The following is a 25710-nucleotide window of genomic DNA, read 5'->3' as shown; positions in this document are numbered from 1 at the left end:
GAGATCGCCGCGGGCGGAGTCTAACGGACAGGTCGATAAGATGCGCTTTCTGCTCCGCATCACATTCTGGCTCGGGCTGGTGCTGGTGCTTCTGCCGCGGGACAAGACGCCCGAATCGGACAAGCTGCCGCAGATCGGCGCCGCCGATGCGGTGCAAGCCGCGACGGCGGCCGTTTCCGACGTGACCCAGTTCTGCAAGCGCCAGCCGGCGGCCTGCGAGGTCGGCGGCCAGGCCGCGACCATCATCGGCCAGCGCGCCCAGGACGGCGCGAAGAAGCTCTATCAGATCATCAACGACAAGAAGGAGCACATCACCAACGACAAGAACGACGGCGGCAGGAACGACGGCAGCAAGACCGACAGCAAGAAGGCGCCCGACCATACCGGCTCGATCGCGCTGGCCGGCGAAGGCGATTTTGCAGCGAGCGAGGCGCCGCGCGATACCCTGACCCAGGACGACCTTGCGCTCGAATGGCGCGGACCGGGGCCGGCGAATTAGCGTCCAGGCCCTATCGATTTCAGGGCTTCGCGTCTCTATATTGGCGGTAGGCGGGAACTGCGGGCCGATATGACGACGATTGACGAAATCAGGGACAATTTCGAGCTTCTGGACGAGTGGGACGACCGCTACCGGTACGTCATCGAGCTCGGCCGCACTCTGGAACCGCTGCCGGAGGCGGAACACTCGGCCGAGAACAAGGTGCAGGGCTGCGTCAGCCAGGTCTGGCTGCAGAAGACGGTCGATCGCAGCAATGGCGAGCCGGTCCTGAAATATCGCGGCGACAGTGACGCCCATATCGTGCGCGGGCTGGTCGCGATCGTGCTCGCGCTGTATTCGGGCCGCACGCCGCGGGAGATCCTCAATACCGACGCGATCGCCGTGTTCAACGAGTTCGGCTTTCGCGATCATCTGACGCCGCAGCGCTCCAATGGCCTGCGCTCGATGGTCGAGCGCATCAAGACCGATGCGAGAGAGGCGCTCGCGGAAGCGTCGTAAGATGCTCTCGTAGGGTGGGCAAAGCGGAGCGTGCCCACCTCCTGTGTATAATGAAAACTCGTGGGCACGGCGCTTTGCGCCTTTGCCCACCCTACAAGACCCCGACTACTTCCGCTTCCGCTGCTGCTGCCCGAGGCCCATCTGCTTGGCCAGTTGCGAGCGCGCCACTGCATAGTTCGGGGCGACCATGGGATAGTCGGCCGGCAAGCCCCACTTCTCGCGGTACTGCTCCGGCGTCATGTTGTACTGCGTGCGCAGATGGCGCTTCAGCGACTTGAAGCGCTTGCCGTCTTCGAGGCACACGAGATAATCGGGCGCGATCGACTTCTTGAGCGAGACGGCGGGCTTGGCCGGCTCCAGCGGCGCGGTCTCGGTGCGGCCTGACGAGACCCGCACCAAGGCGCCATGCACCTGACTGATCAGGTTCGGAATCTCGGCCGCCGGCGTCGGATTGTTGCTGAGATAGGCCGACACGATGCTCGCGGTCAGCTCGATGAAATTCTTCGCCCCCGCATCCGACATGCGCCCTCCCTTGTCCGCTTGTGGCTTACAGGATTGACGACACCGAAGTATTCCCTGTCAAGAATACATTCGGCTGAAACACGATGACTGACGGCGAGGCACTGATTACTGGTGAAAAGCGCCCGTCTACTTGAGCGCGCGGTCGCTTCAACCGCGCTGGTCGAGATGGGCACGGAGCTCGTCGATCGAGGCAAAGCGCATCATGCCCTCCGGCATCTGCGTCTCGATGGAGCCATCGGAATAGAGCGAATACGCCATGCCATCGACGACGCCGGACTTGAGCACCGTCACCGGCGGGGGCTCCACGGGCGGCGGCGGCTCGGGCGCCGGCTCAGGAGCGGTCTCCGCCAAGGTCGACGGCGAGCGCGGCAGCGGCGGACGGCGTTGGGCGGCCGGCGGCTCCGGCGGGCGCGCACGGTCCGGCTTCGGCCAGGCGACGTCAAAGCTCGCAGGGGGCGAAAGGTTCGGGGCCTCGCTGGGCTCCTTGGACGGCGGGGCAGTTTCAGTGGATGTTGCTTCCGCGCGCTCGCGCTCCTTGCGCGAGGTCGAGGCGAACAGCAGGTTGCGCCGGCGCGACGCTTCCGGAGCGGGAGGCGGTGTCGGGGCTTCCGGCTCCTGCTGCGGTGCCTCGGCACGCGGCCGCTCGCGCGCTGCAGCTTCGCTCTGCCACGGCGGCGGACTTGCGGGCGGTGGCGGCGGCGCCGGCTCGGCTCTCACCGCCGCAGCGGGCACCGGCTCGGGCGCGACTACGCCAGGCACAGCGAGGCCCGGCAGCGCGGGCCTGACCCGAACCTCGGATGGCGCGACCGCACCGGCCAGCCGGCGTGCGATGCCCCTGAGCTCGAGCAGCACCAGATGCAGGCCGACCAGTAACATTCCGGAGCAGACGCCAATGGTGCCGGAGACTATGAGAGTCCCACCGAGGCTGAATTCCCTGATCGTCATGCCGAAAATCACCGCGAGGAGACCCGCCAGCACGGCGCAAATCCCCACGATCAGCAATGCCAAATTCATCGAACTCACCCCCGGCCGCGCATCACGCGCGAGAACCGCTACGCCACGATACCGTCATACGCTGTTCCACGCCAACGGCCAATTCTGGGCGGTGTTCCTAAAGGGAAGGAAATCAGGGACTTATTCACATTCCCTTCAGCCGGGGCTCGCTACTGCTAAAGCTGCTCGCAACGTCATCTGAATGGGTGCCAACCGGAATTGCTGCGTCGCATCAGGAATTTAGCCATAATGCCCAATTACTTGGTAATGGAACTGCGCTATAGGGAGTCCGGGGTTGAGGCCCGCGCGCGCCAGCAGGGCCAAAAGGGGATTCCGGGGCACCGATAGCCATGACATCCATCACGACTTCGGCGATCGACACGCCTCAGCGGCGCTCGATCGAACGGACTTGCGACGATCTCGCCATGCTGGTGCTGGCCGCGGTCGCCGTCATTGCAGGCTTGACCTTCCGCGACTACGGGCTCGGCTGGGACGACTACACCCACGCCGAATATGCCGACCTGCTGCTGCGCATGTTCGGTTCCGGCTTCAAGGACACCGCGGCGCTCTCCTTCGCCAATCTCTACATGTATGGCGGCGGCTTCGACATGGTCGCGGCCCTGCTGCACAAGGTCATTCCGCTCGAGCTGTTCGAGACCCGCCGTCTGGTCGGCGCCATCGTCGGCGTAATCGGGCTTGCCGTGACATGGCGGCTCGGCCGCCGCATCGGCGGACCGCTTGCCGGTCTGGCTTCCCTCCTCCTGCTTGCGCTCTGCCCGACCTTTTACGGCCACATGTTCATGAACCCGAAGGATGCACCCTTCGCGGTCGCCATGGTCGTCCTGATGCTCGGCTTCGTCCGGCTCGCCGAGGAATATCCGCAGCCATCGCCGCGCACGATCCTGATCGTCGGCTTGGGGGCCGGCCTTTCGCTCGGCTGCCGTGTTCTCGGCGGACTCGCGCTGGTCTACGCCGTGGTCGGCTTCGTGCCGCTGTTCCTGGAGGAATTGCGCACCGAAGGTCCGCGCGAATCCGTTCGCCGCTTCGCCCATGTCGTCTATGTGTTGCTGCCAGGCCTCGTGCTCGGCTACCTCGTGATGGGCCTGATCTGGCCGTGGTCGATCATGGAGCCCGGCAATCCCTTGGCGGCGCTGACCTACTTCTCGCATTTCTTCGAGAAGCCATGGAAGGAGATGTTCGACGGTGCGATCGTGTCGGTGCCCGACATGCCCTGGTCGTATCTGCCGACGCTGTTCGCCCTGCAGCTGCCCGAGGTGATGCTGGTTCTGATGGGCGGTGCGATCGTCAGCACCTTCGCCATGCTGCCGCGGCGCGAGGTTCCGGCACGCCGCAAGACCATCCTCCTGATGCTGACGCTGGCTGCTACCCTGCCGCTCGCGATCGCGATGGTGAAGCGCCCGGCGCTCTACAACGGCATCCGCCATTTCGTCTTCGTGATCCCGCCGATGGCGGTGCTCGGCGGCGTCGCCTTCGCCTGGACCATGGAGCGCCTGCGGGCCAATCACCGCACCTGGCAGCCGGTCGTGCTCGCCACCTTCTGCTTCGGCCTTGCGCTGTCGCTCGCCGAGATGATCCGGCTGCACCCCTATCAATACACGCACTTCAACCACATTGCCGGCACCGTGCGCGGCGCCGACGACCGCTTCATGCTGGACTATTGGGGCCTCGCCTTGAAGCAGGCCTCCGACGGATTGCGCGAGCAGCTCGTCGAGCGCCAGGAAGTGCCGCCCGGCAACCGCAAATGGAAGGTGGCGGTGTGCGGTCCGCAGCGCCCGGCCCAGGTGGCGCTCGGGCCCGACTTCACCATCGGCTGGGATTCCAACGCGGCCGATTTCGCCATGACGCTCGGCGAGTTCTACTGCAAGGGCCTCACCGCCCCGGTCATGGTCGAGATCAAGCGCGACGACGTGGTGTTCGCGCGCGTCTACGACATCCGCGGCCGCGGCATTTCCAGCCTGCTGTCGATCCCGGCACCGTAGGATTTCTCCGTATCCGTAGCCCGGATGGAGCGAAGCGTAATCCGGGACCTGTGGCATCGTGCGAGCTGCCCCGCATTCCGCTTCGCTCCATGCGGGCTACGCGCTCCATGCGGGCCACGCTTGACAGCCACGCTCCTCGCGCCTTGCCGCAAGCCTCTCCCGCGACTACGCTCCTCCTCCGCAACAACGAGGTTCGGAGAGATCAGCCATGTCGCCAGCAGAAGCCCGCCTGAGGGAAGTCCCCTCCAACATGACGGAGGCGGAGTGGCAGCAACGGGTCAATCTCGCCGCATGCTATCGCCTGGTCGCGCTGTACGGCTGGGACGATCTGGTCGACACCCACATCTCCGCGCGCGTGCCCGGTCCCGACCATCACTTCCTGATCAATCCCTACGGGCTGATGTTCGAGGAAATCACGGCCTCCAGCCTCGTCAAGGTCGACCTGCACGGCAATCAGCTCTCCGAGAGCGAGTACAGCATCAATCCTGCCGGCTTCACCATCCATTCGGCGATCCACGAGGTGCGCGAGGACGCGATCTGCGTGCTGCATCTCCACACCCTCGACGGAACCGCGGTGTCGAGCAGCGCGGAAGGGCTCTTGCCCCTGAACCAGACCGCCCAGCTCGTCACCCACGACCTCGCCTATCACGACTATGAAGGTATCGCGCTCGACCACGAGGAGCGGCCACGGCTGCAGAAGGATCTCGGCGACCACAACCACATGCTCCTGCGCAATCACGGCACGCTGACGGTCGGCCGCTCGGTCGCCTCCGCGTTCGAGCGCATGTACCATCTCGAGCGCGCCTGCTCGATGCAGGTGCGCACGCGCGCGCTCGGCACGCCGGTCTATCCGGTCGAGGAGATCGCGATCGAGAAGAACACCGAGCTGCTCGCCAACCGCGACCGCGCCGAGCTGCGCGCAAACAACCTCGTGTGGCCGCCCTTGCTGCGCAAGCTCGACCGCGTCAATCCCGGCTACCGGTCTTGAGATATTCACGAAATTGAGGTAGTGTTTCCGTCGAACTACCTCTGCACGTATTGGAATGAAACGCCGCCCAATTCCGGGCGGCGTTTTTGTTTGAGTCGTCATTGCGAGCGCAGCGAAGCAATCCAGAATCCCTCCGCGGAGATAGTCTGGATTGCTTCGCTGCGCTCGCAATGACGGGAGAGAGTCTTCGTAGCGAATACTCTCGTAGGGTGGGCAAAGCGAAGCGTGCCCACGTCTTCTTCCTTCGTCATCCGGAGAGATGGTGGGCACGGCGCGTTGCGCCTTTGCCCACCCTACCGCACCGTGCCTATTTCACCTCCGCCAGCGCGGCGAGGATCCTTGCCCAGGAGCGGATGCCCTTCTGGAAGCTCTGCAGGTCGTATTTCTCGTTCGGCGAGTGGATGTTGTCGTCGTCGAGGCCAAACCCCACCAGCAGCGAGTCGAGGCCGAGCGTGCGCTTGAAGTCGGCGACGATCGGGATCGAGGCGCCCGAGCCCATCAGCACGGTCTCCTTGCCCCATTCCTCCGCGAGCGCCTTGCTGGCGGCGGCGAGCGGCTTCATGGTCCAGTCGAGCGCGACTGCGGGCGCGGCGGAATGGTCGCCGAACTCGACCTTGCAGTCGCCGGGAATGCGCGCCGTCACGTAATCACGGAAGGCCTTGCGGATCTTTTGCGGGTCCTGGCCCTGAACCAGGCGGAACGAGACCTTGGCCGAAGCATGCGAGGGGATCACGGTCTTGGAGCCCTCGCCGATATAGCCGCCCCAGATGCCGTTGACATCGCAGGTCGGGCGCGTCGAGGCCTGCTCGACCAGCAGCCTGCCCTTCTCGCCAGCCGGGAGCGACAGCCCGACCGGCTTGAGAAAGGTCTCGGGCGTGAAATCGAGCTTCTTCCACTGCTCCAGGATATCGGGCGGCGTGTCCTTCACGCCGTCATAGAAGCCGGGGATGGTGATGCGGTTGTCGTCGTCGAACAGGCCACCCAGGATCTTCGTGAGCAGGCGGATCGGGTTCATCGCGGTGCCGCCGAACACGCCGGAATGCAGATCGCGATTGGCGGCGGTGATCTTGAGCTCTTCATAGAGCAGGCCGCGCAGCGAGGTCGTGATCGCCGGCGTGTTGCGGTCCCACATGCTGGTGTCGCACACCAGCACGTAATCGGCCTTGAACTCGTCCTTGTTGGCCTCGATGAAGGGCACGAAGTTCTTCGAGCCGACCTCCTCCTCGCCCTCGATCAGGAAGGTGACGTCGACCGGCAGCGAGCCCGTCACCTTCTTCCAGGCGCGGCAGGCCTCGACGAACGTCATCACCTGCCCTTTGTCGTCCTCGGCGCCGCGCGCGACGATGATCTTGCGGCCGTCGGCATGATCGGTGACGACGGGCTCGAACGGCGGACGGTGCCAGAGATCGAGCGGGTCGACCGGCTGCACATCGTAATGGCCGTAGAACAGCACGTGCGGCCGGCCGCCCGCGCCGGTCTTGCCGACGACGGCGGGATGACCCGCGGTCGGCCTCACCTCGGTGGCAACACCGAGGCTGGCGATGTCCTTGGCGAGATGCTCGGCGGCAGCCTTGCAATCATCGGCGAAGGCGGGATCGGCCGAGATCGACTTGATCCGCAGCAACGAGAACAGGCGCTGCAGGCTGTTATCGAAATCCTTGTCGATGTGGTCGAGCACGGATTGGAGCTGCGCGTTGGCCATGATTGCTATCCTGATTGTTAAGTCTCAAGAGGTCCGGGTTTTAGCGCCGGTGCAGCCTTAGGGCTAGCCGCAAGCGGCGGATGCCGGATGTGCCAGGCGAGACACCCTGCGAGGATGGCGGTCGCAGCGAGGTTGTTGCCCCAAGCCTGGCAGGCGAGCGGAAACCACGGCAGCGACAACAGCATGAGGATGCCGGCCGCACTGAGGGCAAGCCAGGTTCCCAGGCGCACATGCGCTCGCTCGTCGAAGGCGGCCCGATGCATCAACACCGTCACCGGGAAGTACAGCCACATGAAATAGTATTGCCGGGCCAGAGGCGAGGCGACCGTCATGAGACAGAACAAGATGCCGAGCTCTTCGGCATCCGAGCGCGCCGTCCGCCGCGCTTGCCGCGGCATGACCGCAACAAAGCCGAGCCCGAGCAGCGCCGACAGCGCGAGCACGATCCAGTTCGCCGTCCTGTAGTCGACCTCGATCAGATTCATGGTGCGCGGCGGCTTGCTGGGATCGTCCTGATTGTAGTTGATCGGCCGGACCAGCCGATGCGTGACGGCAATGAGGGACTGGTTGACCCACGACCAGTTCTGCTCGTCACGCTGGCCAAAGCCCTTTTCCGAGCTGGTCCCGACCATGCCCTGGTACCAGGTCGCCAGCTCGGCCGCGTTGCGCTCGAAGCCGCGGATCGGTGCCGGCACGACATAGAGAAGAATGCCGGTGAAGACGATCGCGCTGACCAGGGCCGCCCATTTGCGCCGCCAGGCCAGATAGGGCAGCACGGCGATCGGGAACACCTTGATGGCGGCGGCGAGCGCGAACATGAAGCCGGCCAGCCACGATCGCTGATGCCGCAAGCTCCAGAAGCCGTAGAGCATCATCGCCAGAAGGAGGAGGTTCGGCTGGCCGAGGTCGAACATGTCGAACACGAAGGTCACGGTGGCGACGACCGGCAGCGCCTCGAGCCAACGACCCGGCGCGCGGTCCGAGCCGGTCATGACTTGGGAGAACGCCGCGGTGTACCACCACGCCACGGCGTTCAAGATCGACAGGACGACATAGAGCGGGATCTTGCCGAACCAGCTCGGGATCGCCAGCAGGATTGCCGGCAGCGGTGGATAGATGAAATCGAAATGCTCGACGGCCGTGGCAGGATACAGCGGCCCACCCTCCAGGACCTGCTGTCCGGCCCAGTACCAGAGCGAGTAGTCCTTGGTCTTGCCGCGGCCGAAAATCTCGGGGACAAGCACGTCGGCGATCAGGAGGACGCAGCAGAGCAGAAAAAGCAGATCCAGCGGCGCAACCAGCGACGGGCGTCTGGGTGCGTCAGGCTTGGCCAACGGGGCGGGCGGGGTCACGATGTAGTCCTGAGCGGCGACGACACAGGACCTAGCAGACCGGCGAAGGCTTGCAGAGCCCTTCACCTGAATTTGTGCGCCGTGGTAGCTCGGACGAGCAGATATCAGGCGACGGTCAACGTTCTAGAGCTTCACCGCATACGACGACTGCCTCAAACCGGGCGCTCTGCCTAACGCCGTAGCAATCCGCCGAGCGCGCCGCGGACCAGCGTACGGCCGATCGAGCCGCCGAGCTGGCCGCCGAGCGACTTGCCGATATTGGCGGCCATCCCGCCGATCACCTGGTTGGTGACCGATCGCGTCACGTCGCGGGCAATGACCTGGCCGGTCGACAGACGACCTCGCTTGACGTTGGTGCCGAAGATGGTGCCGACGATCGAGCCGATCTGGCCGAGAACGCCGCCGCCTGCGCCGGCTCCACCATCTTGTGCGTCGGCAGGCGCAGCCGTGCCGGCTACGCGCTTCTGCAGCATCTCATTGGCGGACTCACGATCCACCGCGGTATCGTATTTGCCCTTCACCGGGCTCCTGCTCATGATCGCCTTGCGCTCCTCGGGCGTGATCGGCCCGATCCGCGCCGTCGGCGGCCGGATCATCACCCGCTCCACCATCGAAGGCGTGCCGTTGCCCTCGAGGAAGGACACCAGCGCCTCGCCCTTGCCGAGCTCCGTGATCACCTTGGCGGTGTCGAGCTTCGGGTTGGGCCGGAAGGTCTGCGCCGCAGCGGCGACCGCCTTCTGGTCGCGCGGCGTGAAGGCGCGCAGCGCATGCTGCACGCGACCGCCCAATTGGGCCAACACCTTGTCCGGCACGTCGATCGGATTCTGGGTGACGAAATAGACACCGACGCCCTTGGAGCGGATCAGACGAACCACCTGCTCGATCTTGTCCATCAACGCCTTCGGCGCATCGTTGAACAGCAGATGCGCCTCGTCGAAAAAGAACACCAGTTTTGGCTTCGGCAGGTCGCCGGCTTCCGGCAATTCCTCAAACAACTCCGACAGCAACCACAACAGAAAGGTAGCGTAAAGCCTGGGGCTCTCCATCAGCTTGTCGGCAACCAGGATGTTGACGATGCCGCGACCGTCGCTATCGGTCTTCATGAAATCCTTCAGCTCCAGTGCAGGCTCACCGAAGAATTTCGTTCCGCCCTGGTTTTCCAGCACCAGCAGCTGGCGTTGAATGGTTCCAACCGTCGCCTTGCTCACATTACCGAAGCTCTGCGCGGCCTTCCGGATCTCGGCTAAAGGATCTTCCTCAGCATCCGGTCCCTTCTTGCCGCTGGCGGGCACGATCGCATCCAACAGCGATCGCAGATCCTTCATGTCCAACAATGGCAGGCCGTTCTCGTCCGCGACGCGGAACGCGACGTTGAGAACCCCCTCCTGCACCTCGTTCAGGTCGAGCATCCGCGCCAGCAATAGCGGCCCCATTTCGGTGACGGTGGCGCGGACCGGATGTCCCTGCTCGCCGAACACGTCCCAGAACACGGTCGAGAACTGGTCCGGCTGAAACTTGAGACCCATTTCGCTGGCGCGCTTGAGAATGAAGTCTTTGGCCTCGCCGACTTCCGAGATTCCGGAGAGGTCGCCCTTGATGTCGGCCGCGAAGACCGGAACACCGGCGCGCGCAAATCCTTCCGCCATCACTTGCAGCGACACGGTCTTGCCGGTTCCGGTTGCACCCGTGACGAGGCCGTGGCGATTGGCCAGCGCAAGCGTCAGCCAAGCCTGCTCGTCTCCCTTGCCGACGAAGATCTTGTCGTCGGTATCGCCGAGCTTGCTGTCCTGTGCGGTCATTATTCTCTCTGATCTTTCTGCCGAGTTTCGCGTCGCGAAACCCGAATGCACCAATTCCGTAGTTTAACGCATCTCGTGCGCCGATTAAATCGGTTCAGCGGCTCCTGCGCATGCGACATTGTCGGAAACAGACGGACAACATCGGCCGAAAGTCGGAATGGGGCGTTCGCATAGCGGCAATTTTTTGCCGATTCGTTCTAGGCTCTTGCACGGCGGCAACACTTTTCGCGCGTTCGCGACGGCGCCTGCGTTCATCGCTTGTATTTCACGTCACACCGGCTCAAGATCATTTTCGAAAGCAATATTCCGGCATGCAAACCGGCTGAGGGGCGGGGTCTTATGGACGAGCTGATCGGACGGCTGGCGACAAACGCCAGCATAGATGGTGCTGTCGCTGAAAAGACCGTCGGCATTATCCTGGCCTTCCTTCGCAACGAGGGCCCTTCCGACAGTGTGCAGGCCCTGATCGACCAGATCCCCGGAGCGGAAGCTGCGATCGAAGCGTCCAGGAGCGGTGGCGGCCTGTCGCGGCTGATGGGCGGCGGCTTGATGGCCGTCGGCACCCGCCTGATGGGCCTGGGGCTCGGCATGTCCGAGATTCAAAACGTCGCCCGTGAACTTTTCCGCTACGGGCGAGACAAAATCGGAGCGGATCAGATGGGCAAGATCATCGCGGGGACGCCGGGCCTCAGCCAGTTCGCCTGAGCGACGCTTTTCATATCGAGCATCATGACATATCCGATTTCCGAGATTGAGGGCCTGCCGGCCTTTGCCGCCAACAAGTTGAAGGCGCAAGGAATCCGCACCACCGACGCGCTGCTCGAGGCGGCGTCCACCGTGAAGGGCCGCAAGGCGCTTTCGGCCAAGACCGGCATCAGCGAGCAGCAATTGCTGGAATGGGCCAACGTCTCCGACTACATGCGCATCCCCGGCATGGGCAGGGCCAAGGTCGGGCTCGTCCGCGCCGCCGGCGTCACGACGGTGCGGGAGCTCGCCTATCGAAATCCGGCAAGGTTGGCGCAGAGCATGCGCGAGGCCAACGAGAAGAAGAAGCTGGTCCGCGTCCTGCCTTCCGAGAAGTCGGTCGGCGACATCATCGCCAAGGCCAAGAAGCTGCCGCCGAAGATTACGTATTAGCGCTGCGGACCAAGCTGGAGAGGTTGGGGTACCACTGCTCCCAGATCGTCATTGCGAGCGCAGCGAAGCAATCCAGAATCTTGCCGCGGTGACAGTCTGGATTGCTTCGCTGCGCTCGCAATGACGGAGGGTGAGCAAGAACATCGCATCCTCTCGGCCGTCTGCACGCATCGGAATGGCCGCGACTGGCCCCAATCCCGTCTTGACTCCCCCTGCCCGACAGCGCAATGCCACGCGCATGAATGCCTCGCCCTCCCCTTCCGTCCCGCCGGCCGGCTCGGCCGGGATCGGCGCACTGCGGACGCTCGTGGGCCGGCGGCTTCCTGCGGTGATGGGCGTGCTCAACATCACCCCGGATTCCTTCTCCGATGGCGGCGAGTTCATCGCGCCGGCGCGGGCGCTGGAGCGGGCGCGGGCGATGGTCGCCGCCGGCGTCGACATCATCGATATCGGCGCCGAATCCACCCGGCCCTACAAGGGCGCCCGGCCGGTCACGGCGTCGGAAGAGCTCGCGCGGCTGAAGCCGGTGTTATCGGACGTCGTGGCGCTCGGTGTACCCGTCTCGATCGACAGCATGAAGGCGGAGGTGGTGGCCTTCGCACTCGACCAGGGCGCGGCGATCGCCAACGACGTCTGGGGCCTGCAACGCGAAGCCGGCATGGCGCCGCTGATCGCCGCCAGGGGCGTGCCCGTCATCGTCATGCACAACCGCGACAGCGTCGATCCCGCCATCGACATCGTCGCTGATATCAAGACATTCTTCCTGCGCTCGCTCGATATTGCCGCGAAGGCAGGCATCGCGCGCGACAAGATCGTGCTCGATCCCGGGATCGGCTTCGGCAAGACCGCCGAGCAGAGCATGACCGCGCTCGCGCGCTTGCGCGAGCTCGACATGTTCGGCCTGCCGATCCTGGTCGGCGCCTCGCGAAAACGCTTCATCGCCTCGGTGTCGCCGTCGGAACCATCGGAGCGGCTCGCCGGCTCGATCGCCGCGCATCTGATCGCCGCGCAGCGCGGCGCCAAGATCATCCGGACCCACGACGTCGCCGAAACCCTGCAGGCCCTGCGGGTGGCGCAGGCCATCGAGAGCAAGCAATGACCGACACGATCTTCGTCACCGGCCTGTCGATCCATGCCCGCCACGGCGTGATGGATCACGAAACCGAGGTCGGCCAGCGTTTCGTCATCGATCTCGAGCTCTATACCGACCTGTCCGAGCCTGCGCGCAGCGACCGGCTCGCGGACACGGTGTCCTACGCCGATGTCGTGGCGACGACGACGGCGGCGTTCAAGAACACCAATTACAAACTCCTGGAGCGCGCGGCCGGCGCGGTGGCCGATGCCATCCTGTCGCACTTTCCGCGCATCCGCGCCGTGAAGGTCACCGTGCACAAGCCGCACGCGCCGATCGCCGCGATCTTCGACGATGTCGGCATCGTGCTGACGCGCTCGCGGCATCCCTAGCATGGCGAGCGTGCTGATCGCACTCGGCGGCAATGTCGGCGATGTCCGCGCGACGTTCAAGAAGGCGATCGCTCATATCTGCGGCATGGCACAGGCGGCGCTGATCGCGCGCTCGTCCGACTATACGACCCCGCCCTGGGGCGACGAGGACCAGGATCCCTTCATCAATGCCTGCATCGAGATCGAGACCAGCCTCGATCCGCATGCGCTATTGTTCGTGCTGCAGAAAGTCGAGCAGAAGTTCGGCCGCGCGCGAACCAAAGGGCGGCGCTGGGGCCCGCGCACGCTCGATCTCGACATGATCGCCTATGACGACGTCTCCTTGCAGAAGCCCGACCTGACGCTGCCGCATCCGCGCCTGTTCGAACGCGCCTTCGTGCTGGTGCCGCTGGCCGAAATCGCATCTGACCGCGTGATCTCGGGCATTCGTGTGCGTGACGGGCTCGCCAGCGTCTCGGCGCAAGGCATTGAGCGGCTTCCGGATACCGGTTAACCAAAAACAACCGTTTGCAGGAACGGTCCGCCATGGCAATTTCGCCTGCGAATAACAAGACGTTCGGGAGCCCCGCGCCGCATGACCTCCGTGACTGACGACCTGCCGCTGGCGGCGGATTTTCCCAAGGCCACGCCTGAGGACTGGCGCAAGCTGGTCGACAGCGTGCTGAAGGGCGCGCCGTTCGAAAAGCTGGTCGGCAAGACCTATGACGGCATCAAGATCGAACCGCTCTATCCGCGCGCGAAGGGCATTGCGCCGGTGATGGGCCGGCCGCCGGCTGCGCCGTGGCAGGTCGTGCAGCGGATCGACCATCCCGATGCGGCGCTCGCGAATGCGCAGGCGCTGCAGGATCTGGAGAACGGTGCGACCGGGCTTGCGCTGGTGTTCGCCGGCGCCAATGGCGCACGCGGTTTCGGCCTGGAACCGTCGGCCGAGGCGGTGGCAAAGATCCTGAAAGACATTCACCTCGACGCCAGCATCGGCATCGAGCTCGAGATCGGACCGCAATCGCGGATGGCCGCGATCCATGTCGCGGAATATGTGAAGAGCAACGGCCTCGATCCCGGCACCTGCAACATCCGCTTCGGGCTGGATCCGCTCGCGGCGGGCGCGGTGTGGGGCCACAGCCCCTATACCTGGGACGAAATTGCCCCCGCGATTACGGGCGCCATCAAGGGCCTCGCCGGGCTCGGCTTCAAGGGGCCGTTCGCCTCCGCCGACGGCCGCGTGGTCCATGATGCCGGCGGCTCGGAGGTGCAGGAGCTCGCTTTCGTGCTCGCCTGCGGTGTCGCTTACCTGCGCGCGATCGAAGGCGCAGGCATTCCGCTGGAAGCCGCGCAGGACATGGTCTATGCGCGGCTCGCCGCCGATGCCGACCAATTCCTGACCATGGCCAAGTTCCGCGCCCTGCGGCTGCTATGGGCGCGCATCGAGACCGCTTGCGGGCTGACGCCGAAACCGCTGTTCATCGCGGCCGATACCGCCTGGCGCATGCTGACGCAACGCGATCCCTACGTGAACATGCTGCGCGCGACCATGGCGGCCTTCGCCGCGGGACTGGCCGGTGCCAACGCCATCACCGTGCTGCCGCATACGCTGGCGCTCGGCCTGCCCGATACGTTCGCGCGGCGCGTGGCGCGTAACACGCAGCTTCTGCTGCTGGAAGAATGCAACCTCGCCAAGGTCAGCGATCCCGCGGCGGGGGCTGGTGGCATCGAGACTCTGACGGCGCAGCTGTGCGATGCCGCGTGGGCCCTGTTCCAGGAGAGCGAGAGCGCCGGTGGCGCGTTCGCGGCGCTTCAGCAGGGTGTGTTCCAAAGCAAGGTCGCGGCCACGCGCAAGGCGCGCGAGGCCAATATCGCGAAGCGCCGGGACATACTGACCGGCGCCAGCGAGTTTCCGAACCTGCACGAGAGCGAAGCCACTGTCCTGAAGGCAGCGCCGATCGCGCTTCCACCCTACGGCGAACAGACCTACAAGTTCGAGGCGCTGCCGCCGATCCGTCTCGCGGAACCGTTCGAGGCGCTGCGCGACAAATCCGACGCGAGTTTGAAGGCGCGGGGCGCACGGCCAAAGGTGTTCCTGGCCAATCTCGGCACGCCCGCCGATTTCACCGCGCGCGCGACGTTCGCGAAGAGCTTCTTCGAGGCGGGCGGCATTGAGGCCACAGGCAGCGAGGGCTTTGCCGATCCGGCCAAGCTGGCTGCGGCCTTCAAGGCCTCCGGCGCCGAGCTGGCCTGTCTGTGTTCCAGCGACAAGGTCTATGCGGAACACGCCGAAGCCGCGGCAAAGGCCCTGCAATTGGCCGGCGGGCGACATATCTACCTAGCGGGCCGGCCGGCCGAGGCCGAGGCGGCGCTGCGAGCCGCCGGCGTCACGGGCTTTGTCTTCGCCGGAGGCGATGCGCTTGCGGCACTGCAGGACGCCTACCGACGGATGGAACAGCGATGACTGACACCAGCAAACCCGTTCTCACCGGCGGCTGCCAATGCGGCGCCGTGCGATTTGCGGTCATGACGGCGCCGACCAGGATTTCGATCTGCCACTGCCGGATGTGCCAGAAGGCGAGCGGCGCGCCGTTCGCCTCTTTGGCCGACATCAACAAGACCGATTTCGCCTGGACCAAGGGCAAGCCGTCGTTCTTCCGCTCCTCCTCGATCGCCGATCGCGGCTATTGCGCCGCCTGCGGCACGCCGCTGAGCTTCGGCCGCATCGACGGCGATCGCATCGAGATCATGACCGGTACCTTCGATCGCCCTGACCGGGTCGTGCCGACGCGTCAGTTCGGCATCGAATCCCGCCTCGGCTGGGTCGTCGGCATCGCCAATCTGCCGAGCCAGACCACACAGCAGAATTACGGACCGGAGAAGATGGCGACCATCGTCAGCCATCAGCATCCGGATCATGATTGAGGCGATCCATGTTTCAGCTGCTCGGACAAACGTTGCTCGGTCTGGCAGAATGGAAGACTGAAAAGCTGCTCGCATGGCTGCTCTGGGACGGGACTGGCCGCATGACTCAGAGCCGCCTGGACGATCCCGTTTACAAGAAGAATGTGCAAAAGCTGATCGAGCGCAATCGCAGGTTTGAGGATTCCAAGGAATGACCCGCATTCCCAATTTCGCCGAGGTCGCTTTCGAGCGAGCTGCAACTGCCACCCCTGCCGGCAGCGCCGAGCCGTGGCTGACGCCGGAGGGCATCCTGGTGAAGCCCGCTTATGGCGAGGCTGATCTGACCGGGCTCGATTTCCTCGAGACCTATCCGGGCATCGCGCCGTACCTGCGCGGCCCCTACCCGACCATGTATGTCAACCAGCCCTGGACGGTCAGGCAATATGCCGGCTTCTCCACGGCGGAGGATTCCAACGCGTTCTATCGCCGCAATCTCGCGGCGGGGCAAAAGGGCCTCTCGGTCGCATTCGATCTTGCCACCCATCGCGGCTATGACTCGGATCATCCGCGCGTCGGCGGCGATGTCGGCATGGCCGGCGTTGCCATCGATTCCATCTACGACATGCGCACGCTGTTTGCAGGGATTCCGCTCGACCAGATGAGCGTGTCCATGACCATGAACGGCGCGGTGCTGCCGATCCTCGCGCTCTATGTCGCCGCCGCCGAGGAACAGGGCGTGCCGCCGGAGAAGCTGTCGGGCACCATTCAGAACGACATTCTGAAAGAGTTCATGGTGCGCAACACCTACATCTATCCGCCGGCGCCCTCGATGCGGATCATCTCGGACATCTTCGCCTACACCTCTCAAAAGATGCCGAAGTACAATTCGATCTCGATCTCCGGCTATCACATGCAGGAGGCCGGTGCGACGCAGGATCTCGAGCTCGCCTATACGCTGGCTGACGGCGTCGAATATTTGCGCGCCGGCCTTGCCGCAGGGCTCGACGTCGACCGCTTCGCGCCGCGGCTGTCGTTCTTCTGGGCGATCGGCATGAACTTCTTCATGGAGGTTGCCAAGCTGCGCGCGGCGCGCCTGCTTTGGGCCAAGCTGCTCAAGCCGTTCAACCCGAAAGACCCGCGCTCACTGTCGCTGCGCACGCACAGCCAGACCTCGGGCTGGTCGCTGACCGCGCAGGACGTCTTCAACAACGTGATGCGTACTACGGTGGAGGCGATGGCGGCCACCCAAGGCCACACCCAATCGCTCCACACCAACGCGCTCGACGAGGCCTTGGCGCTGCCGACCGATTTCTCGGCGCGCATCGCCCGCAACACCCAGCTGTTCCTGCAGCAGGAGAGCGGCACCACCCGCATCATCGATCCCTGGGGCGGCTCGTATTATGTCGAGCGGCTCACGCGCGACCTCGCCGCCAAGGCCTGGGGCCATATCCAGGAGATCGAGGAGCTCGGCGGCATGGCGAAGGCGATCGAAGCCGGCGTGCCGAAGCTGCGTATCGAAGAGGCCTCGGCGAAGACGCAGGCGCGCATCGACGCCGGCAAGCAGGCGGTGATCGGCGTCAACAAGTACAAGCCGACGGACGAGGACAAAATCGAGATCCTGAAGGTCGACAACACCAATGTGCGGCGACTTCAGATCGACAAGCTCAAGCGGCTGAAGGCCGAGCGAAACCAGCAGGAGGTCGATGCCGCCCTCGCCGCGCTGACGCGCTCGGCCGGCGAAGGCAACGGCAATCTGCTGGCGCTCGCGATCGATGCGGCCCGCGCCAAGGCGACCGTTGGCGAAATTTCTGACGCAATGGAGAAAGTGTTCGGCCGGCACCGCGCCGAGATCAAATCCATCACCGGCGTCTACAAGCGGGAGGCGTCCAGCATGGGCACCCAGGTCGAGAAGGTTCAGGCGCTGATCGACGCTTTCGAGGAGGCGGAAGGCCGCCGCCCGCGCATCCTGGTCGCCAAGATCGGCCAGGACGGCCATGACCGCGGCCAGAAGGTGATCGCGTCGGCGTTCGCCGATATCGGCTTCGACGTCGACATCGGGCCGCTGTTTGCCACCGCCGACGAAGCCGCACGGCAGGCGGTGGAGAACGACGTGCACATCCTCGGCGTCTCCTCGCTGGCCGCCGCCCATCTGACCGCTGTGCCGGAGCTGAAAGCCGCACTGAAGAAGCAGGGCCGCGACGACATCATGATCATCGTCGGCGGCGTGGTGCCGCCGCAGGATTACGATGCGCTCTATGCCGCCGGCGCCGAGGCGATCTTCCCGCCCGGCACGGTGATCGCGGACGCCGCCGAGGAGCTGATCCGCAAGCTGAACGCCCGGCTGGGGCATAGCGAGGCGGCGGAGTAGATGATAGACTGGCCGTGTGACGGCCAGGTGTGTCCATGACGCGTGACGAAATCGTCGCTGCGATACGCAAGAACGCGGATGCCATCCGAGGCAAGGGCGTAGCAAAGCTTGCCATCTTCGGCTCGCGAGCCGGCAACGATTATCGGCCTGATAGCGATATCGACGTGCTCGTCGAGATCGAGCCGGACACCTCGTTTTCCCTGCTCAACTTGATCGATGTCGAGCACATCATCGAGGATGCGACTGGCTTGCAAGCACAGGCAACTGTTCGCCGCTCCATCTCTCCCCGCTTTGCGGAGCGGATCGCAGACGATATTGTCGAAATATTCTGACGCTCACGCAGGAGCACTAACCTTGAAGTTCATCGCCGGTTTGAGCGTCGCCCTGGCGCTGAGCGCAACATGTGCGTTTTCCGCCCACGCCGCCGATCCCAAACCCGATGCGATCGTCAAGACCAAGAGCATCGAAGCGCGCGTCTTCCTCGGCGACAGGATCAAGGCGGATGCGGCGCTGGCGGCGGACTGCCTCGCGGAGGGCAAGAAGTGGCTCGACAAGAATGCCGCGGAAGCCGCTGCCGCGCGCAAAGCGGACCCGCAGTTCTTCAAGGAGGGCGGCTGGGAGTTCGAGCGCAAATATGAAATCCGCTCCGTGGCTACCGACCGCTATGTCAGCGTCCTGCGCAACGACTACATGAACACACGCGGCGCCCATCCTAATTCGGACGTGAACACGATCCTGTGGGACAAGGCCGCCAACAAGCGCATCTCGATCCGTCCATTCTTCACCGAGACCGCCGATGGCGGCCCCACCATGAAGGCGATGGTGAAGGCCATCATCGCTTCGCTGACGGACGAGAAGAAGAAGCGCGGCGCCGGAGAGACCGCGACCGACGAGTGGTTCAAGTCCGTGGAGCCGCGCCTCCTCAAGATCGGCGCGGTGACGCTCGCGCCCTCCACCGAGGCCGGCAGGAGTTCCGGCCTCAACTTCCACTATCCGCCCTATGCCGTCGGCCCCTACGCTGAGGGCGAGTATGTCGCTTTCGTGCCGTGGGAGACGCTGAAGCCTTACCTCACATCGGAGGGCGCCCGCATCTTCGGCGGCGCGCGGCCCAAGGGCGACGCGGACGAGCCGTGAGCTGAGGCTAACGGGATCGCAAACGGGTCCGGGCCAATGTCCGCGCGAGGGAATCCGTCCAATCGGGAATCCAGGAGGCAAACAGCGCTTTCCAGCGCTCGGCGTCCGCAGGTTCAGTTTCGAGCGCAACCGACCATTCGATGAAGGTGCGGTCGCCTTCGATGATCGGCCGCAGATGCATGGTGCCTTGGTATCGCGCCGGTGCCGGACTCGGGCTACCGTCGTCTTGCGGATAGGGTATCGCTTCGAGACCGGCATAGGTCAGGCTGTGCTGCAGGTCCGAGTGATCGACCAGGCGCTGGCGGATCCAGTTTCCGAGATAGCAGAAGCGCCTGACGGCGCCGACTTCATCGCCGCGCCTGTTGTCTTCGATCTCGCTCTCGCTCACGCCGTCGATATAAGCGGGGTAGTTGTTGAAATCGCGGATCAGGGACCAGACGTCGTCGAGCGGGTGGTCCAGCACGGCGCTGTAATAGGCTTGGGTCATCGGTGGCTTGCCTTTGGTTTCGTTGCGCGCACAGGTTGGCTAGGCGCGCGGACAAAACCCACCCGATTTCCGACCGCCCATTCGACGGGCCGTCTGCTTTCACACAACATGGCGATTCCAGTTGGTAGCGCTACCTTGCGGCGGCGACGTAAAGCCGACTAGAATGCCGGAGTTGACAAGAGCGCCTGACATCACGGGCGCCGCTGGGAGGCATTCAATGTCCAAGATTTCGCGCCGCAGCTTTGCGGCTTCCACCGCCGCTCTCGCGGCCTCCGCCGCTTTCGGCTTCAAGCCCGCGCTCGCACAAGCCTATCCGGCGCGGCCCGTCACCGTGATCGTGCCCTGGGGCGCCGGCGGCGGCACCGATGCCACCGCGCGCATCGTCGCAGCGCTGCTGGAGAAAGACCTCGGCCAGCCCTTCAACGTGGTCAACCGCACCGGCGGCTCCGGCGTGGTCGGCCATAGCGCGATCGCGACCGCGCAGCCCGACGGCTACACCATCGGCATGCTCACGGTGGAAATCTCGATGATGCACTGGCAGGGCCTCACCGACCTGACGCCGAAGAGCTACACGCCGCTGGCGCTGATGAACGAGGATCCGCCGGGCATCCAGGTCTCCTCCTCCTCGCCCTACAAAACGGTCAAGGAGCTCGCCGACGCGATCAAGGCGGCGCCTCCGGGGAAGTTCAAGGCTTCCGGCACCGGCCAGGGCGGCATCTGGCATCTGGCGCTGGTCGGCTGGATGCAGGCGATGGGCCTGCCCGCCAACCAGGTCGCCTGGGTGCCGTCGAACGGCGCGGCACCCGCAATGCAGGATCTCGCGGCCGGCGGTGTCGATCTCACCACCTGCTCGGTGCCGGAAGCGCGCGCCATCATCGAGGCCGGCAAGGCCAGGAGCCTTGCCATCATGGCGCCCGCGCGCAATCCGGTGTTCAAGGACGTGCCGACGCTGAAGGAGGCCATGGGCATCGACTACGCAACCGGCGCCTGGCGCGGCATTGCCGGGCCGAAAAATCTGCCGCCGGAGATCGCAACCAAGCTCACGGCGGCGCTGAAGAAGGTCTACGACTCCGCCGAGTTCAAGGACTTCATGAGCAATCGCGGCTTCGGCACCGTGTGGGGCGATGCGGCCCATTTCGCGGGCTTCATGGACAAGGGCGACGCCCAGATGGGCCAGGCGATGAAGGCCGCGGGCCTGAGCAAGGCGTGATCCGCACCTGCGACGCCGTGATCGGGGTGCGAGGAACTCTCCGCGAGTTCATCTCTCACCTCCCCCGCGGAGACTTCCCCTCACCCCAACCCTCTCCCCGCAAGCGGGGAGAGGGAGCGCACCTCCTGTAGGACTCCCCTATGCGTCTTCCCGACTCCGTCACGGGATCGTTTCTCGTCGCGCTCGGCGCGGCTGCCGCCTACGGCGGCTACATTCTGCCGCCGGTGCCGGGGCAGCCGGTCGGCCCCAATGTATTTCCGCTGGTGATCGGCTGCGGCCTTGCACTGTGCGGGCTCGCGATCGTGTTCGGCATCGGGCGCTCCTTCGAGGAGGAGGAAGAGCTGGTCCCGTTCGAGGACGGCCAGGCGGCTGCTCCGCCACCGCAGGGCAAGCTCTACGGCCTGCGCGCGCTGCTGCCGCCGGCGCTGCTGCTGTTCTACGTTCTTGCCGCCGACCGGCTCGGATTCGTCATCACCGCGGCGATCATGGTCTACGTGACCTCGACCGCGCTCGGGGCGAAATGGAAGCTGGCGCTGCCGCTCGCGATGCTCTCGCCGTTCGCCATTCATCTCATCTTCGGCAAGCTGCTCCGCGTGCCGCTGCCGGTTGGCCTGCTGCCGACGCCCTGGTGATCGATGTTGAAGACCCTGATTGATGCGTTCGCGCTGATCTCCACCTGGGAGGTCATCATCTCCATGTTCGCAGCCTCCGTGTACGGGCTGGTGATCGGCTCGCTGCCGGGCCTGTCGGCGACGATGGCGACCGCCCTGCTCGTCCCCGTCACCTTCTATCTGTCACCGATCGCGGCGATCGCGACCATCGTCGCGGCCTCCTCGATGGCGATCTTCTCCGGCGACATTCCCGGCGCGCTGCTGCGTATTCCGGGCACGCCCGCATCCGCGGCTTACGCGGATGAAGCCTACGCCATGACGCGCAAGGGCCAGGCCGAGCTCGCGCTAGGGGCCGGCGTCTGGTTCTCCGCGGTCGGCGGCATCGCCGGCGTGCTGTCGCTGATGATCCTGGCGCCGCCGCTGGCCGAAATCGCGCTGTCGTTCTCGACCTTCGAATATTTCTGGTTGGCGCTGCTCGGCCTGATGTGCGCCACCCTGGTGGCGCGTTCCTCGCCCGTGAAGGCGATCGCCGGCATGTTCATCGGCCTGCTCGTCGCCTGCATCGGCATCGAGAATCCCGGCGGCATCCCGCGCTTCACCTTCGGCCTGACCGATCTGTTCGGCGGCATCGAGCCGATCCCGGCCCTCGTCGGCGTGTTCGCGGTGGCGCAGGTGATGCGCGCGATGCTGACGCCCGAACCGCCGCCGCTGCCGCGGCGCAAATTCGGAAGCATCATGGCCGGCCAATGGAAGCTGACCAAGCTCTATCGCTGGCAGATGACGCGCGGGAACATCGTCGGCATCATCATCGGTGTGCTGCCCGGCGCCGGCGCCGACATGGCCGCCTGGGTCTCCTATGCGATGTCGAAGCGCTTCTCCAAGGAGCCGGAAAAGTTCGGCACCGGCCATGTCGAGGGCCTGGTCGAGGCCGGCGCCAGCAACAATGCCAGCATCGCCTCCGGCTGGGTGCCTTCGCTGCTGTTCGGCATCCCCGGCGACACCATCGCCGCGATCGCGATCGGCGTGCTCTACATGAAGGGCCTCAATCCCGGCCCGACGCTGTTCACCGAGAAGGCGTCGAGCATGTATGCGATCTACCTGATGTTCATCATCGCGAATATCTTGATGATCCCGCTCGGCATCGCGATGATCCGCGTCGCCACCTACATCCTGCTGGCACCGCGCTCGGCGATCATGCCGATCATCATGCTGTGCTGCGCGGTTGGCTCGTTCGCGATCGGCAACAACATGTTCGGCGTCGTCACCGTCGCCGCCTTCGGCGTGATCGGCTATGTCATGGAGACGAACGGCTATCCCGTCGCCGCCATGGTGCTCGGCATCGTCATGGGCACCATGGTGGAGCAGGCCTTCGTCACCTCGCTGATCAAGTCGGACGGCAGCATCTTGCCGTTCTTCGAGCGTCCGGTCGCGGCCATCCTCGCCGCGATGGCGATCGGCGCGCTGCTCTGGCCGGTCATGGTGTGGATCTGGCGCAAGGTGAAACAGCCGCAGACCGCGGCGGCAACGACCCGGTGATATCGGGCGGGCGGCCCTCGCCTGACCCGCCGGGGCAGGCCGAGCAGGCCCGCTATCGCTGGGCCGGGCCCTCGCCCTGTGCTAATGTCCGGCCATGACCGAGGTCGCAGACATTCCACTCCAGACGATTGTCGGGAAGCTCCGAGAGCTTGCTCCCGCCTTGAGGGCTGCGGGCATCAATCGCCTGTTCCTGTTTGGGTCCCGAGCGCGCGGCGACGCGCGCCCCGACAGCGACCTCGATGTTCTGGTCGAGACGACCCCGCATGGGCAAGAGCCACGTTTCGATTACTTCAAGGCTGTAAAACTGATCGAGGATCACATCGGCCTCGAAACTCAAATATCGATGCGAAACTTACTGAAGCCCCGCATGGCAGAACGCATCGCCGACGATTTGGTCGAGGTGTTCTGAATGCCGCCCACCGTCGAGGACCGGTTGCGAGACATTCTCGAGGCCATTATCGAGATCGAGGCGTTGCTTGCGGGCTATGACTTCGCGCGATTCACCGCCGACAAGACCAGCCGTATGGCCACTGAACGCTATTTGGAAGTCATTTGCGAGGCCGCACGGCGGTTGCCCGACGAGATGAAGAAAGATGCGTCGAGCATAGATTGGCAAGCAATGGTGAATTTCGGCAATCGTTTGCGTCACGCCTATCATGCAACGGATGTTGGGATTGTATGGGCGATCGTTCAAGATCATCTCTCTCCATTGAAATCTTTCGTCGAAGGGCGCGTGCGACCGTCGAGTTGACGTGGACTCGCGCGCCCATAAGCAATGATGACTGTTCCCAAATCCACCGACATCAGATCCCTCGCCCGTGACCTTCGCTCCGGCAGCCGTGCGGCGCTGGCGCGGGCCATCACGCTGGTGGAGAGCCGGCGCGGCGACCATCAGGCACTGGCCCGGGAGCTGGTGCAGATGCTGCTGCCGGACACCGGCAAGGCATATCGCGTCGGCATCACCGGCTCGCCCGGCGTCGGCAAATCCACCACGATCGATGCGTTGGGTACGTATCTCATCGAGCAGGGCCACAAGGTCGCGGTGCTCGCGGTCGATCCGTCCTCGGCGCGCAGCGGCGGCTCGATTCTCGGTGACAAAACGCGGATGGCGCGGCTGTCAGCTTCCGATGCAGCCTTCATCCGTCCCTCGCCGTCCTCGGGCACGCTCGGCGGTGTCGCGGCGAAGACGCGCGAGGCGATGCTGCTGTGCGAGGCCGCCGGCTTCGGCGTCGTGCTGGTGGAAACGGTCGGCATCGGTCAGTCCGAGACCGCCGTCTGCGACATGACCGACTTCTTCCTTGCCCTGATGCTGCCGGGCGGCGGCGACGAGCTGCAGGGCATCAAAAAGGGCCTGGTCGAGCTCGCCGACATGATCGCGATCAACAAGGCCGACGGCGACAATTTGAAGCGCGCCAAGATCACCGCGGCCGATTATCGCGGCGCGCTGCATATCTTGGCGCCGCGGTCCGAGCATTGGCATCCGCCGGTCGAGACCTATTCGGCGCTGACCGGCGACGGCATCGCAAAGATCTGGCAGAAGGTTCTGGATCACCGCAAGGCGATGAACGCCTCCGGCGATTTCGCCGCGCGGCGGCGCGAGCAGCAGGTGAAGTGGATGTGGTCGATGCTGGAGCAGCGCATGCTGGCACGGCTGCGCAGCGAGGCCTCGGTGCGGACCAAGGTTCGCAAGATCGAGGCCGAGGTCGCCGATGGCCATCTCACGCCGGCGCTCGCCGCTGATCAGATTCTGGAGTTGCTGCAATGAGCGACAAGCTCTGCATTCTTCTCACCGGCTTCGGCCCGTTTCCCGGTGCGCCCCATAATCCGACCCAGCCGCTGGTGGCGCGGCTGGCGCAATTGCGCCGGCCCGCGCTCGACGATGTCGTGCTCTCGAGCCACATCTTCCCGGTCACCTATGCCGCGGTCGACCGGCAATTGCCCGACGTGCTCGCTGCGCAAAAGCCCGACGCGCTGCTGATGTTCGGCCTCGCCGCCCGCACGCCTTACCTGCGCATCGAGACGCGGGCGCGCAACGCCGTCACCATGCTCTGGCCCGATGCGGCCAACACCCGCTCGGCCAAGCGCGGCATCGCCGGCCATGCCGACGCGATGATGTTCGGCCCGCACACCGCAAGGCTGCTGCGTGCCGCGCGACTCACCGGCATCGACGCGCGTCCCTCGCGCGACGCCGGCGCCTATCTCTGCAACTACTTAAGCTGGCGCGCGATCGAGCGCGTGAAGGCGGGCGGACCCAGGCTTGCGGCGTTCATCCACATTCCGCTGCTCGCGCGCAGCGGCGGCGTGCGCCGCAAGGGCGCAGCCCGCATCACGCTGGAGGAACTGGTGGATGCGGGGGAAGCGATGCTGATGGAGATGGTGCAGTTGGCACGCAAGGCGCGCGCTTCGTAGGGTGGATTAGCAAAGCGTAATCCACCTCATCTCCATCAACGGTTCCGTACTCGCGGTGACATGGTGGGTTACGCCTACGGCTAACCCACCCTACGGCACCGTCTCTTGCGTAAAC

General features: G+C 64.9%; 28 protein-coding genes. 22 read left to right on the top strand and 6 right to left on the bottom strand.

Annotated features, from left to right (window positions below; genetic code table 11):
* The first annotated feature begins 40 nt into the window (after positions 1-40).
* Together I6F36_RS17030 and I6F36_RS17025 are read left to right on the top strand one after the other, a co-directional pair.
* Positions 41-499, top strand: a complete 459-nt coding sequence (locus tag I6F36_RS17030) for a DUF5330 domain-containing protein (protein WP_225171819.1) — start codon at positions 41-43, stop codon at positions 497-499.
* 69 nt (positions 500-568) lie between these two features.
* Positions 569-997, top strand: a complete 429-nt coding sequence (locus I6F36_RS17025; RefSeq protein WP_225144052.1) for a SufE family protein — start codon at positions 569-571, stop codon at positions 995-997.
* 105 nt (positions 998-1102) lie between these two features.
* Here I6F36_RS17025 and I6F36_RS17020 read toward each other — a convergent pair whose 3' ends face one another.
* Both I6F36_RS17020 and I6F36_RS17015 read right to left on the bottom strand, forming a co-directional pair.
* Positions 1103-1519, bottom strand: coding sequence for a MucR family transcriptional regulator (locus I6F36_RS17020; protein ID WP_036005917.1), 417 nt, complete (start codon positions 1517-1519; stop codon positions 1103-1105).
* A 147-nt stretch (positions 1520-1666) separates the two neighbouring features.
* On the bottom strand, positions 1667-2533 hold the full coding sequence (locus tag I6F36_RS17015; protein ID WP_225171818.1) for a DUF308 domain-containing protein: 867 nt from the start codon (positions 2531-2533) through the stop codon (positions 1667-1669).
* A gap of 329 nt (positions 2534-2862) precedes the next feature.
* Here I6F36_RS17015 and I6F36_RS17010 point away from each other — a divergent pair, with 329 nt between their 5' ends.
* Together I6F36_RS17010 and I6F36_RS17005 are read left to right on the top strand one after the other, a co-directional pair.
* On the top strand, positions 2863-4512 hold the full coding sequence (locus I6F36_RS17010; protein WP_225171817.1) for a glycosyltransferase family 39 protein: 1650 nt from the start codon (positions 2863-2865) through the stop codon (positions 4510-4512).
* A 208-nt stretch (positions 4513-4720) separates the two neighbouring features.
* Positions 4721-5500: a class II aldolase/adducin family protein gene (locus tag I6F36_RS17005; protein ID WP_036005973.1), complete on the top strand. Its 780-nt coding sequence runs from the start codon at positions 4721-4723 to the stop codon at positions 5498-5500.
* A gap of 307 nt (positions 5501-5807) precedes the next feature.
* Here the strand turns inward: I6F36_RS17005 and I6F36_RS17000 are convergent, their stop codons facing one another.
* The 3 genes from I6F36_RS17000 to I6F36_RS16990 form a co-directional block, all read right to left on the bottom strand.
* Positions 5808-7202 (bottom strand): M20/M25/M40 family metallo-hydrolase, encoded by a 1395-nt coding sequence (locus tag I6F36_RS17000; RefSeq protein ID WP_036023170.1) that lies wholly within the window; start codon positions 7200-7202, stop codon positions 5808-5810.
* A 17-nt stretch (positions 7203-7219) separates the two neighbouring features.
* Entirely contained in the window at positions 7220-8554 is a 1335-nt protein-coding gene (locus I6F36_RS16995; RefSeq protein WP_225171816.1) for a glycosyltransferase family 87 protein, read from the bottom strand.
* A gap of 170 nt (positions 8555-8724) precedes the next feature.
* Positions 8725-10353 carry a helicase HerA-like domain-containing protein gene (locus I6F36_RS16990; protein ID WP_225127228.1) on the bottom strand — a complete coding sequence of 543 codons (1629 nt, stop codon included), beginning with the start codon at positions 10351-10353 and terminating at the stop codon, positions 8725-8727.
* A 339-nt stretch (positions 10354-10692) separates the two neighbouring features.
* Between I6F36_RS16990 and I6F36_RS16985 the strand changes: the two genes are divergently transcribed.
* From I6F36_RS16985 to I6F36_RS16935, 11 genes are all read left to right on the top strand, one after another.
* Positions 10693-11058, top strand: a complete 366-nt coding sequence (locus tag I6F36_RS16985) for a DUF2267 domain-containing protein (RefSeq protein ID WP_128262632.1) — start codon at positions 10693-10695, stop codon at positions 11056-11058.
* A 24-nt stretch (positions 11059-11082) separates the two neighbouring features.
* Positions 11083-11490, top strand: coding sequence for a DUF4332 domain-containing protein (locus I6F36_RS16980; RefSeq protein WP_036005985.1), 408 nt, complete (start codon positions 11083-11085; stop codon positions 11488-11490).
* A gap of 238 nt (positions 11491-11728) precedes the next feature.
* Positions 11729-12589 carry a dihydropteroate synthase gene (gene folP / locus I6F36_RS16975; protein WP_225144057.1) on the top strand — a complete coding sequence of 287 codons (861 nt, stop codon included), beginning with the start codon at positions 11729-11731 and terminating at the stop codon, positions 12587-12589.
* The gene (gene folB / locus I6F36_RS16970) at positions 12586-12954 is read left to right on the top strand and encodes a dihydroneopterin aldolase (protein ID WP_036005989.1); all 369 of its coding nucleotides are present in this window, start codon (positions 12586-12588) and stop codon (positions 12952-12954) included. The genes folP and folB overlap by 4 nt, the downstream gene beginning before the upstream one ends.
* A gap of 1 nt (position 12955) precedes the next feature.
* The gene (folK, locus tag I6F36_RS16965; protein ID WP_036023159.1) at positions 12956-13447 is read left to right on the top strand and encodes a 2-amino-4-hydroxy-6-hydroxymethyldihydropteridine diphosphokinase; all 492 of its coding nucleotides are present in this window, start codon (positions 12956-12958) and stop codon (positions 13445-13447) included.
* 81 nt (positions 13448-13528) lie between these two features.
* Positions 13529-15400 (top strand): methylmalonyl-CoA mutase family protein, encoded by a 1872-nt coding sequence (locus I6F36_RS16960; protein WP_225171815.1) that lies wholly within the window; start codon positions 13529-13531, stop codon positions 15398-15400.
* Positions 15397-15861, top strand: a complete 465-nt coding sequence (locus I6F36_RS16955; protein WP_057027174.1) for a GFA family protein — start codon at positions 15397-15399, stop codon at positions 15859-15861. Before I6F36_RS16960 ends, I6F36_RS16955 begins: the two co-directional genes overlap by 4 nt.
* 8 nt (positions 15862-15869) lie before the next feature.
* Positions 15870-16055, top strand: coding sequence for a hypothetical protein (locus tag I6F36_RS16950; protein ID WP_225149875.1), 186 nt, complete (start codon positions 15870-15872; stop codon positions 16053-16055).
* On the top strand, positions 16052-18208 hold the full coding sequence (scpA, locus tag I6F36_RS16945) for a methylmalonyl-CoA mutase (protein WP_225171814.1): 2157 nt from the start codon (positions 16052-16054) through the stop codon (positions 18206-18208). Before I6F36_RS16950 ends, scpA begins: the two co-directional genes overlap by 4 nt.
* 35 nt (positions 18209-18243) lie before the next feature.
* Positions 18244-18540: a nucleotidyltransferase family protein gene (locus I6F36_RS16940; RefSeq protein WP_109144401.1), complete on the top strand. Its 297-nt coding sequence runs from the start codon at positions 18244-18246 to the stop codon at positions 18538-18540.
* Between the two features lie 22 nt (positions 18541-18562).
* Positions 18563-19342, top strand: a complete 780-nt coding sequence (locus tag I6F36_RS16935; RefSeq protein WP_225171813.1) for a DUF3298 and DUF4163 domain-containing protein — start codon at positions 18563-18565, stop codon at positions 19340-19342.
* Positions 19343-19349: 7 nt separating this feature from the next.
* Here I6F36_RS16935 and I6F36_RS16930 read toward each other — a convergent pair whose 3' ends face one another.
* The gene (locus I6F36_RS16930; protein WP_225133447.1) at positions 19350-19829 is read right to left on the bottom strand and encodes an SRPBCC family protein; all 480 of its coding nucleotides are present in this window, start codon (positions 19827-19829) and stop codon (positions 19350-19352) included.
* Between the two features lie 217 nt (positions 19830-20046).
* Between I6F36_RS16930 and I6F36_RS16925 the strand changes: the two genes are divergently transcribed.
* The 7 genes from I6F36_RS16925 to I6F36_RS16895 all read left to right on the top strand — a co-directional run bounded on the left by I6F36_RS16925 (position 20047) and on the right by I6F36_RS16895 (position 25595).
* Positions 20047-21039 (top strand): tripartite tricarboxylate transporter substrate binding protein, encoded by a 993-nt coding sequence (locus I6F36_RS16925; RefSeq protein ID WP_225155576.1) that lies wholly within the window; start codon positions 20047-20049, stop codon positions 21037-21039.
* A 140-nt stretch (positions 21040-21179) separates the two neighbouring features.
* Positions 21180-21671, top strand: a complete 492-nt coding sequence (locus I6F36_RS16920) for a tripartite tricarboxylate transporter TctB family protein (protein WP_225155575.1) — start codon at positions 21180-21182, stop codon at positions 21669-21671.
* A 3-nt stretch (positions 21672-21674) separates the two neighbouring features.
* Positions 21675-23186 carry a tripartite tricarboxylate transporter permease gene (locus I6F36_RS16915; RefSeq protein ID WP_036023147.1) on the top strand — a complete coding sequence of 504 codons (1512 nt, stop codon included), beginning with the start codon at positions 21675-21677 and terminating at the stop codon, positions 23184-23186.
* A gap of 94 nt (positions 23187-23280) precedes the next feature.
* On the top strand, positions 23281-23595 hold the full coding sequence (locus I6F36_RS16910; protein ID WP_036006010.1) for a nucleotidyltransferase family protein: 315 nt from the start codon (positions 23281-23283) through the stop codon (positions 23593-23595).
* Complete coding sequence (locus tag I6F36_RS16905) at positions 23596-23937, top strand: DUF86 domain-containing protein (RefSeq protein ID WP_225171812.1); 342 nt, start codon at positions 23596-23598, stop codon at positions 23935-23937.
* Positions 23938-23964: 27 nt separating this feature from the next.
* Complete coding sequence (gene meaB, locus I6F36_RS16900; protein ID WP_156446883.1) at positions 23965-24951, top strand: methylmalonyl Co-A mutase-associated GTPase MeaB; 987 nt, start codon at positions 23965-23967, stop codon at positions 24949-24951.
* Positions 24948-25595: a pyroglutamyl-peptidase I gene (locus tag I6F36_RS16895; RefSeq protein ID WP_225171811.1), complete on the top strand. Its 648-nt coding sequence runs from the start codon at positions 24948-24950 to the stop codon at positions 25593-25595. The genes meaB and I6F36_RS16895 overlap by 4 nt, the downstream gene beginning before the upstream one ends.
* The last annotated feature ends 115 nt before the right edge of the window (positions 25596-25710 follow it).

This window comes from Bradyrhizobium sp. BRP19 (genome assembly GCF_020194195.1).
Classification (GTDB): domain Bacteria; phylum Pseudomonadota; class Alphaproteobacteria; order Rhizobiales; family Xanthobacteraceae; genus Bradyrhizobium; species Bradyrhizobium yuanmingense.
Note: the sequence above shows the minus strand (reverse complement) of the source record. Positions and strands in the feature narration are given on the sequence as shown.

Coding starts and splice junctions, on each gene's coding strand:
- I6F36_RS17025 (WP_225144052.1), top strand. CDS start 569: ATGACGACGATTGACGAAATCAGGGACAATTTCGAGCTTCTGGACGAG.
- I6F36_RS16915 (WP_036023147.1), top strand. CDS start 21,675: ATGTTGAAGACCCTGATTGATGCGTTCGCGCTGATCTCCACCTGGGAG.
- I6F36_RS16930 (WP_225133447.1), bottom strand. CDS start 19,829: ATGACCCAAGCCTATTACAGCGCCGTGCTGGACCACCCGCTCGACGAC.
- I6F36_RS16985 (WP_128262632.1), top strand. CDS start 10,693: ATGGACGAGCTGATCGGACGGCTGGCGACAAACGCCAGCATAGATGGT.
- I6F36_RS17005 (WP_036005973.1), top strand. CDS start 4,721: ATGTCGCCAGCAGAAGCCCGCCTGAGGGAAGTCCCCTCCAACATGACG.
- I6F36_RS16955 (WP_057027174.1), top strand. CDS start 15,397: ATGACTGACACCAGCAAACCCGTTCTCACCGGCGGCTGCCAATGCGGC.
- folB (WP_036005989.1), top strand. CDS start 12,586: ATGACCGACACGATCTTCGTCACCGGCCTGTCGATCCATGCCCGCCAC.
- I6F36_RS16980 (WP_036005985.1), top strand. CDS start 11,083: ATGACATATCCGATTTCCGAGATTGAGGGCCTGCCGGCCTTTGCCGCC.
- I6F36_RS17015 (WP_225171818.1), bottom strand. CDS start 2,533: ATGAATTTGGCATTGCTGATCGTGGGGATTTGCGCCGTGCTGGCGGGT.
- I6F36_RS16910 (WP_036006010.1), top strand. CDS start 23,281: ATGACCGAGGTCGCAGACATTCCACTCCAGACGATTGTCGGGAAGCTC.
- I6F36_RS16895 (WP_225171811.1), top strand. CDS start 24,948: ATGAGCGACAAGCTCTGCATTCTTCTCACCGGCTTCGGCCCGTTTCCC.
- I6F36_RS16990 (WP_225127228.1), bottom strand. CDS start 10,353: ATGACCGCACAGGACAGCAAGCTCGGCGATACCGACGACAAGATCTTC.
- I6F36_RS16920 (WP_225155575.1), top strand. CDS start 21,180: ATGCGTCTTCCCGACTCCGTCACGGGATCGTTTCTCGTCGCGCTCGGC.
- folK (WP_036023159.1), top strand. CDS start 12,956: ATGGCGAGCGTGCTGATCGCACTCGGCGGCAATGTCGGCGATGTCCGC.
- I6F36_RS16940 (WP_109144401.1), top strand. CDS start 18,244: ATGACGCGTGACGAAATCGTCGCTGCGATACGCAAGAACGCGGATGCC.
- I6F36_RS16925 (WP_225155576.1), top strand. CDS start 20,047: ATGTCCAAGATTTCGCGCCGCAGCTTTGCGGCTTCCACCGCCGCTCTC.
- folP (WP_225144057.1), top strand. CDS start 11,729: ATGAATGCCTCGCCCTCCCCTTCCGTCCCGCCGGCCGGCTCGGCCGGG.
- I6F36_RS16950 (WP_225149875.1), top strand. CDS start 15,870: ATGTTTCAGCTGCTCGGACAAACGTTGCTCGGTCTGGCAGAATGGAAG.
- scpA (WP_225171814.1), top strand. CDS start 16,052: ATGACCCGCATTCCCAATTTCGCCGAGGTCGCTTTCGAGCGAGCTGCA.
- I6F36_RS16905 (WP_225171812.1), top strand. CDS start 23,596: ATGCCGCCCACCGTCGAGGACCGGTTGCGAGACATTCTCGAGGCCATT.
- I6F36_RS17020 (WP_036005917.1), bottom strand. CDS start 1,519: ATGTCGGATGCGGGGGCGAAGAATTTCATCGAGCTGACCGCGAGCATC.
- I6F36_RS17000 (WP_036023170.1), bottom strand. CDS start 7,202: ATGGCCAACGCGCAGCTCCAATCCGTGCTCGACCACATCGACAAGGAT.
- meaB (WP_156446883.1), top strand. CDS start 23,965: ATGACTGTTCCCAAATCCACCGACATCAGATCCCTCGCCCGTGACCTT.
- I6F36_RS17030 (WP_225171819.1), top strand. CDS start 41: ATGCGCTTTCTGCTCCGCATCACATTCTGGCTCGGGCTGGTGCTGGTG.
- I6F36_RS17010 (WP_225171817.1), top strand. CDS start 2,863: ATGACATCCATCACGACTTCGGCGATCGACACGCCTCAGCGGCGCTCG.
- I6F36_RS16960 (WP_225171815.1), top strand. CDS start 13,529: ATGACCTCCGTGACTGACGACCTGCCGCTGGCGGCGGATTTTCCCAAG.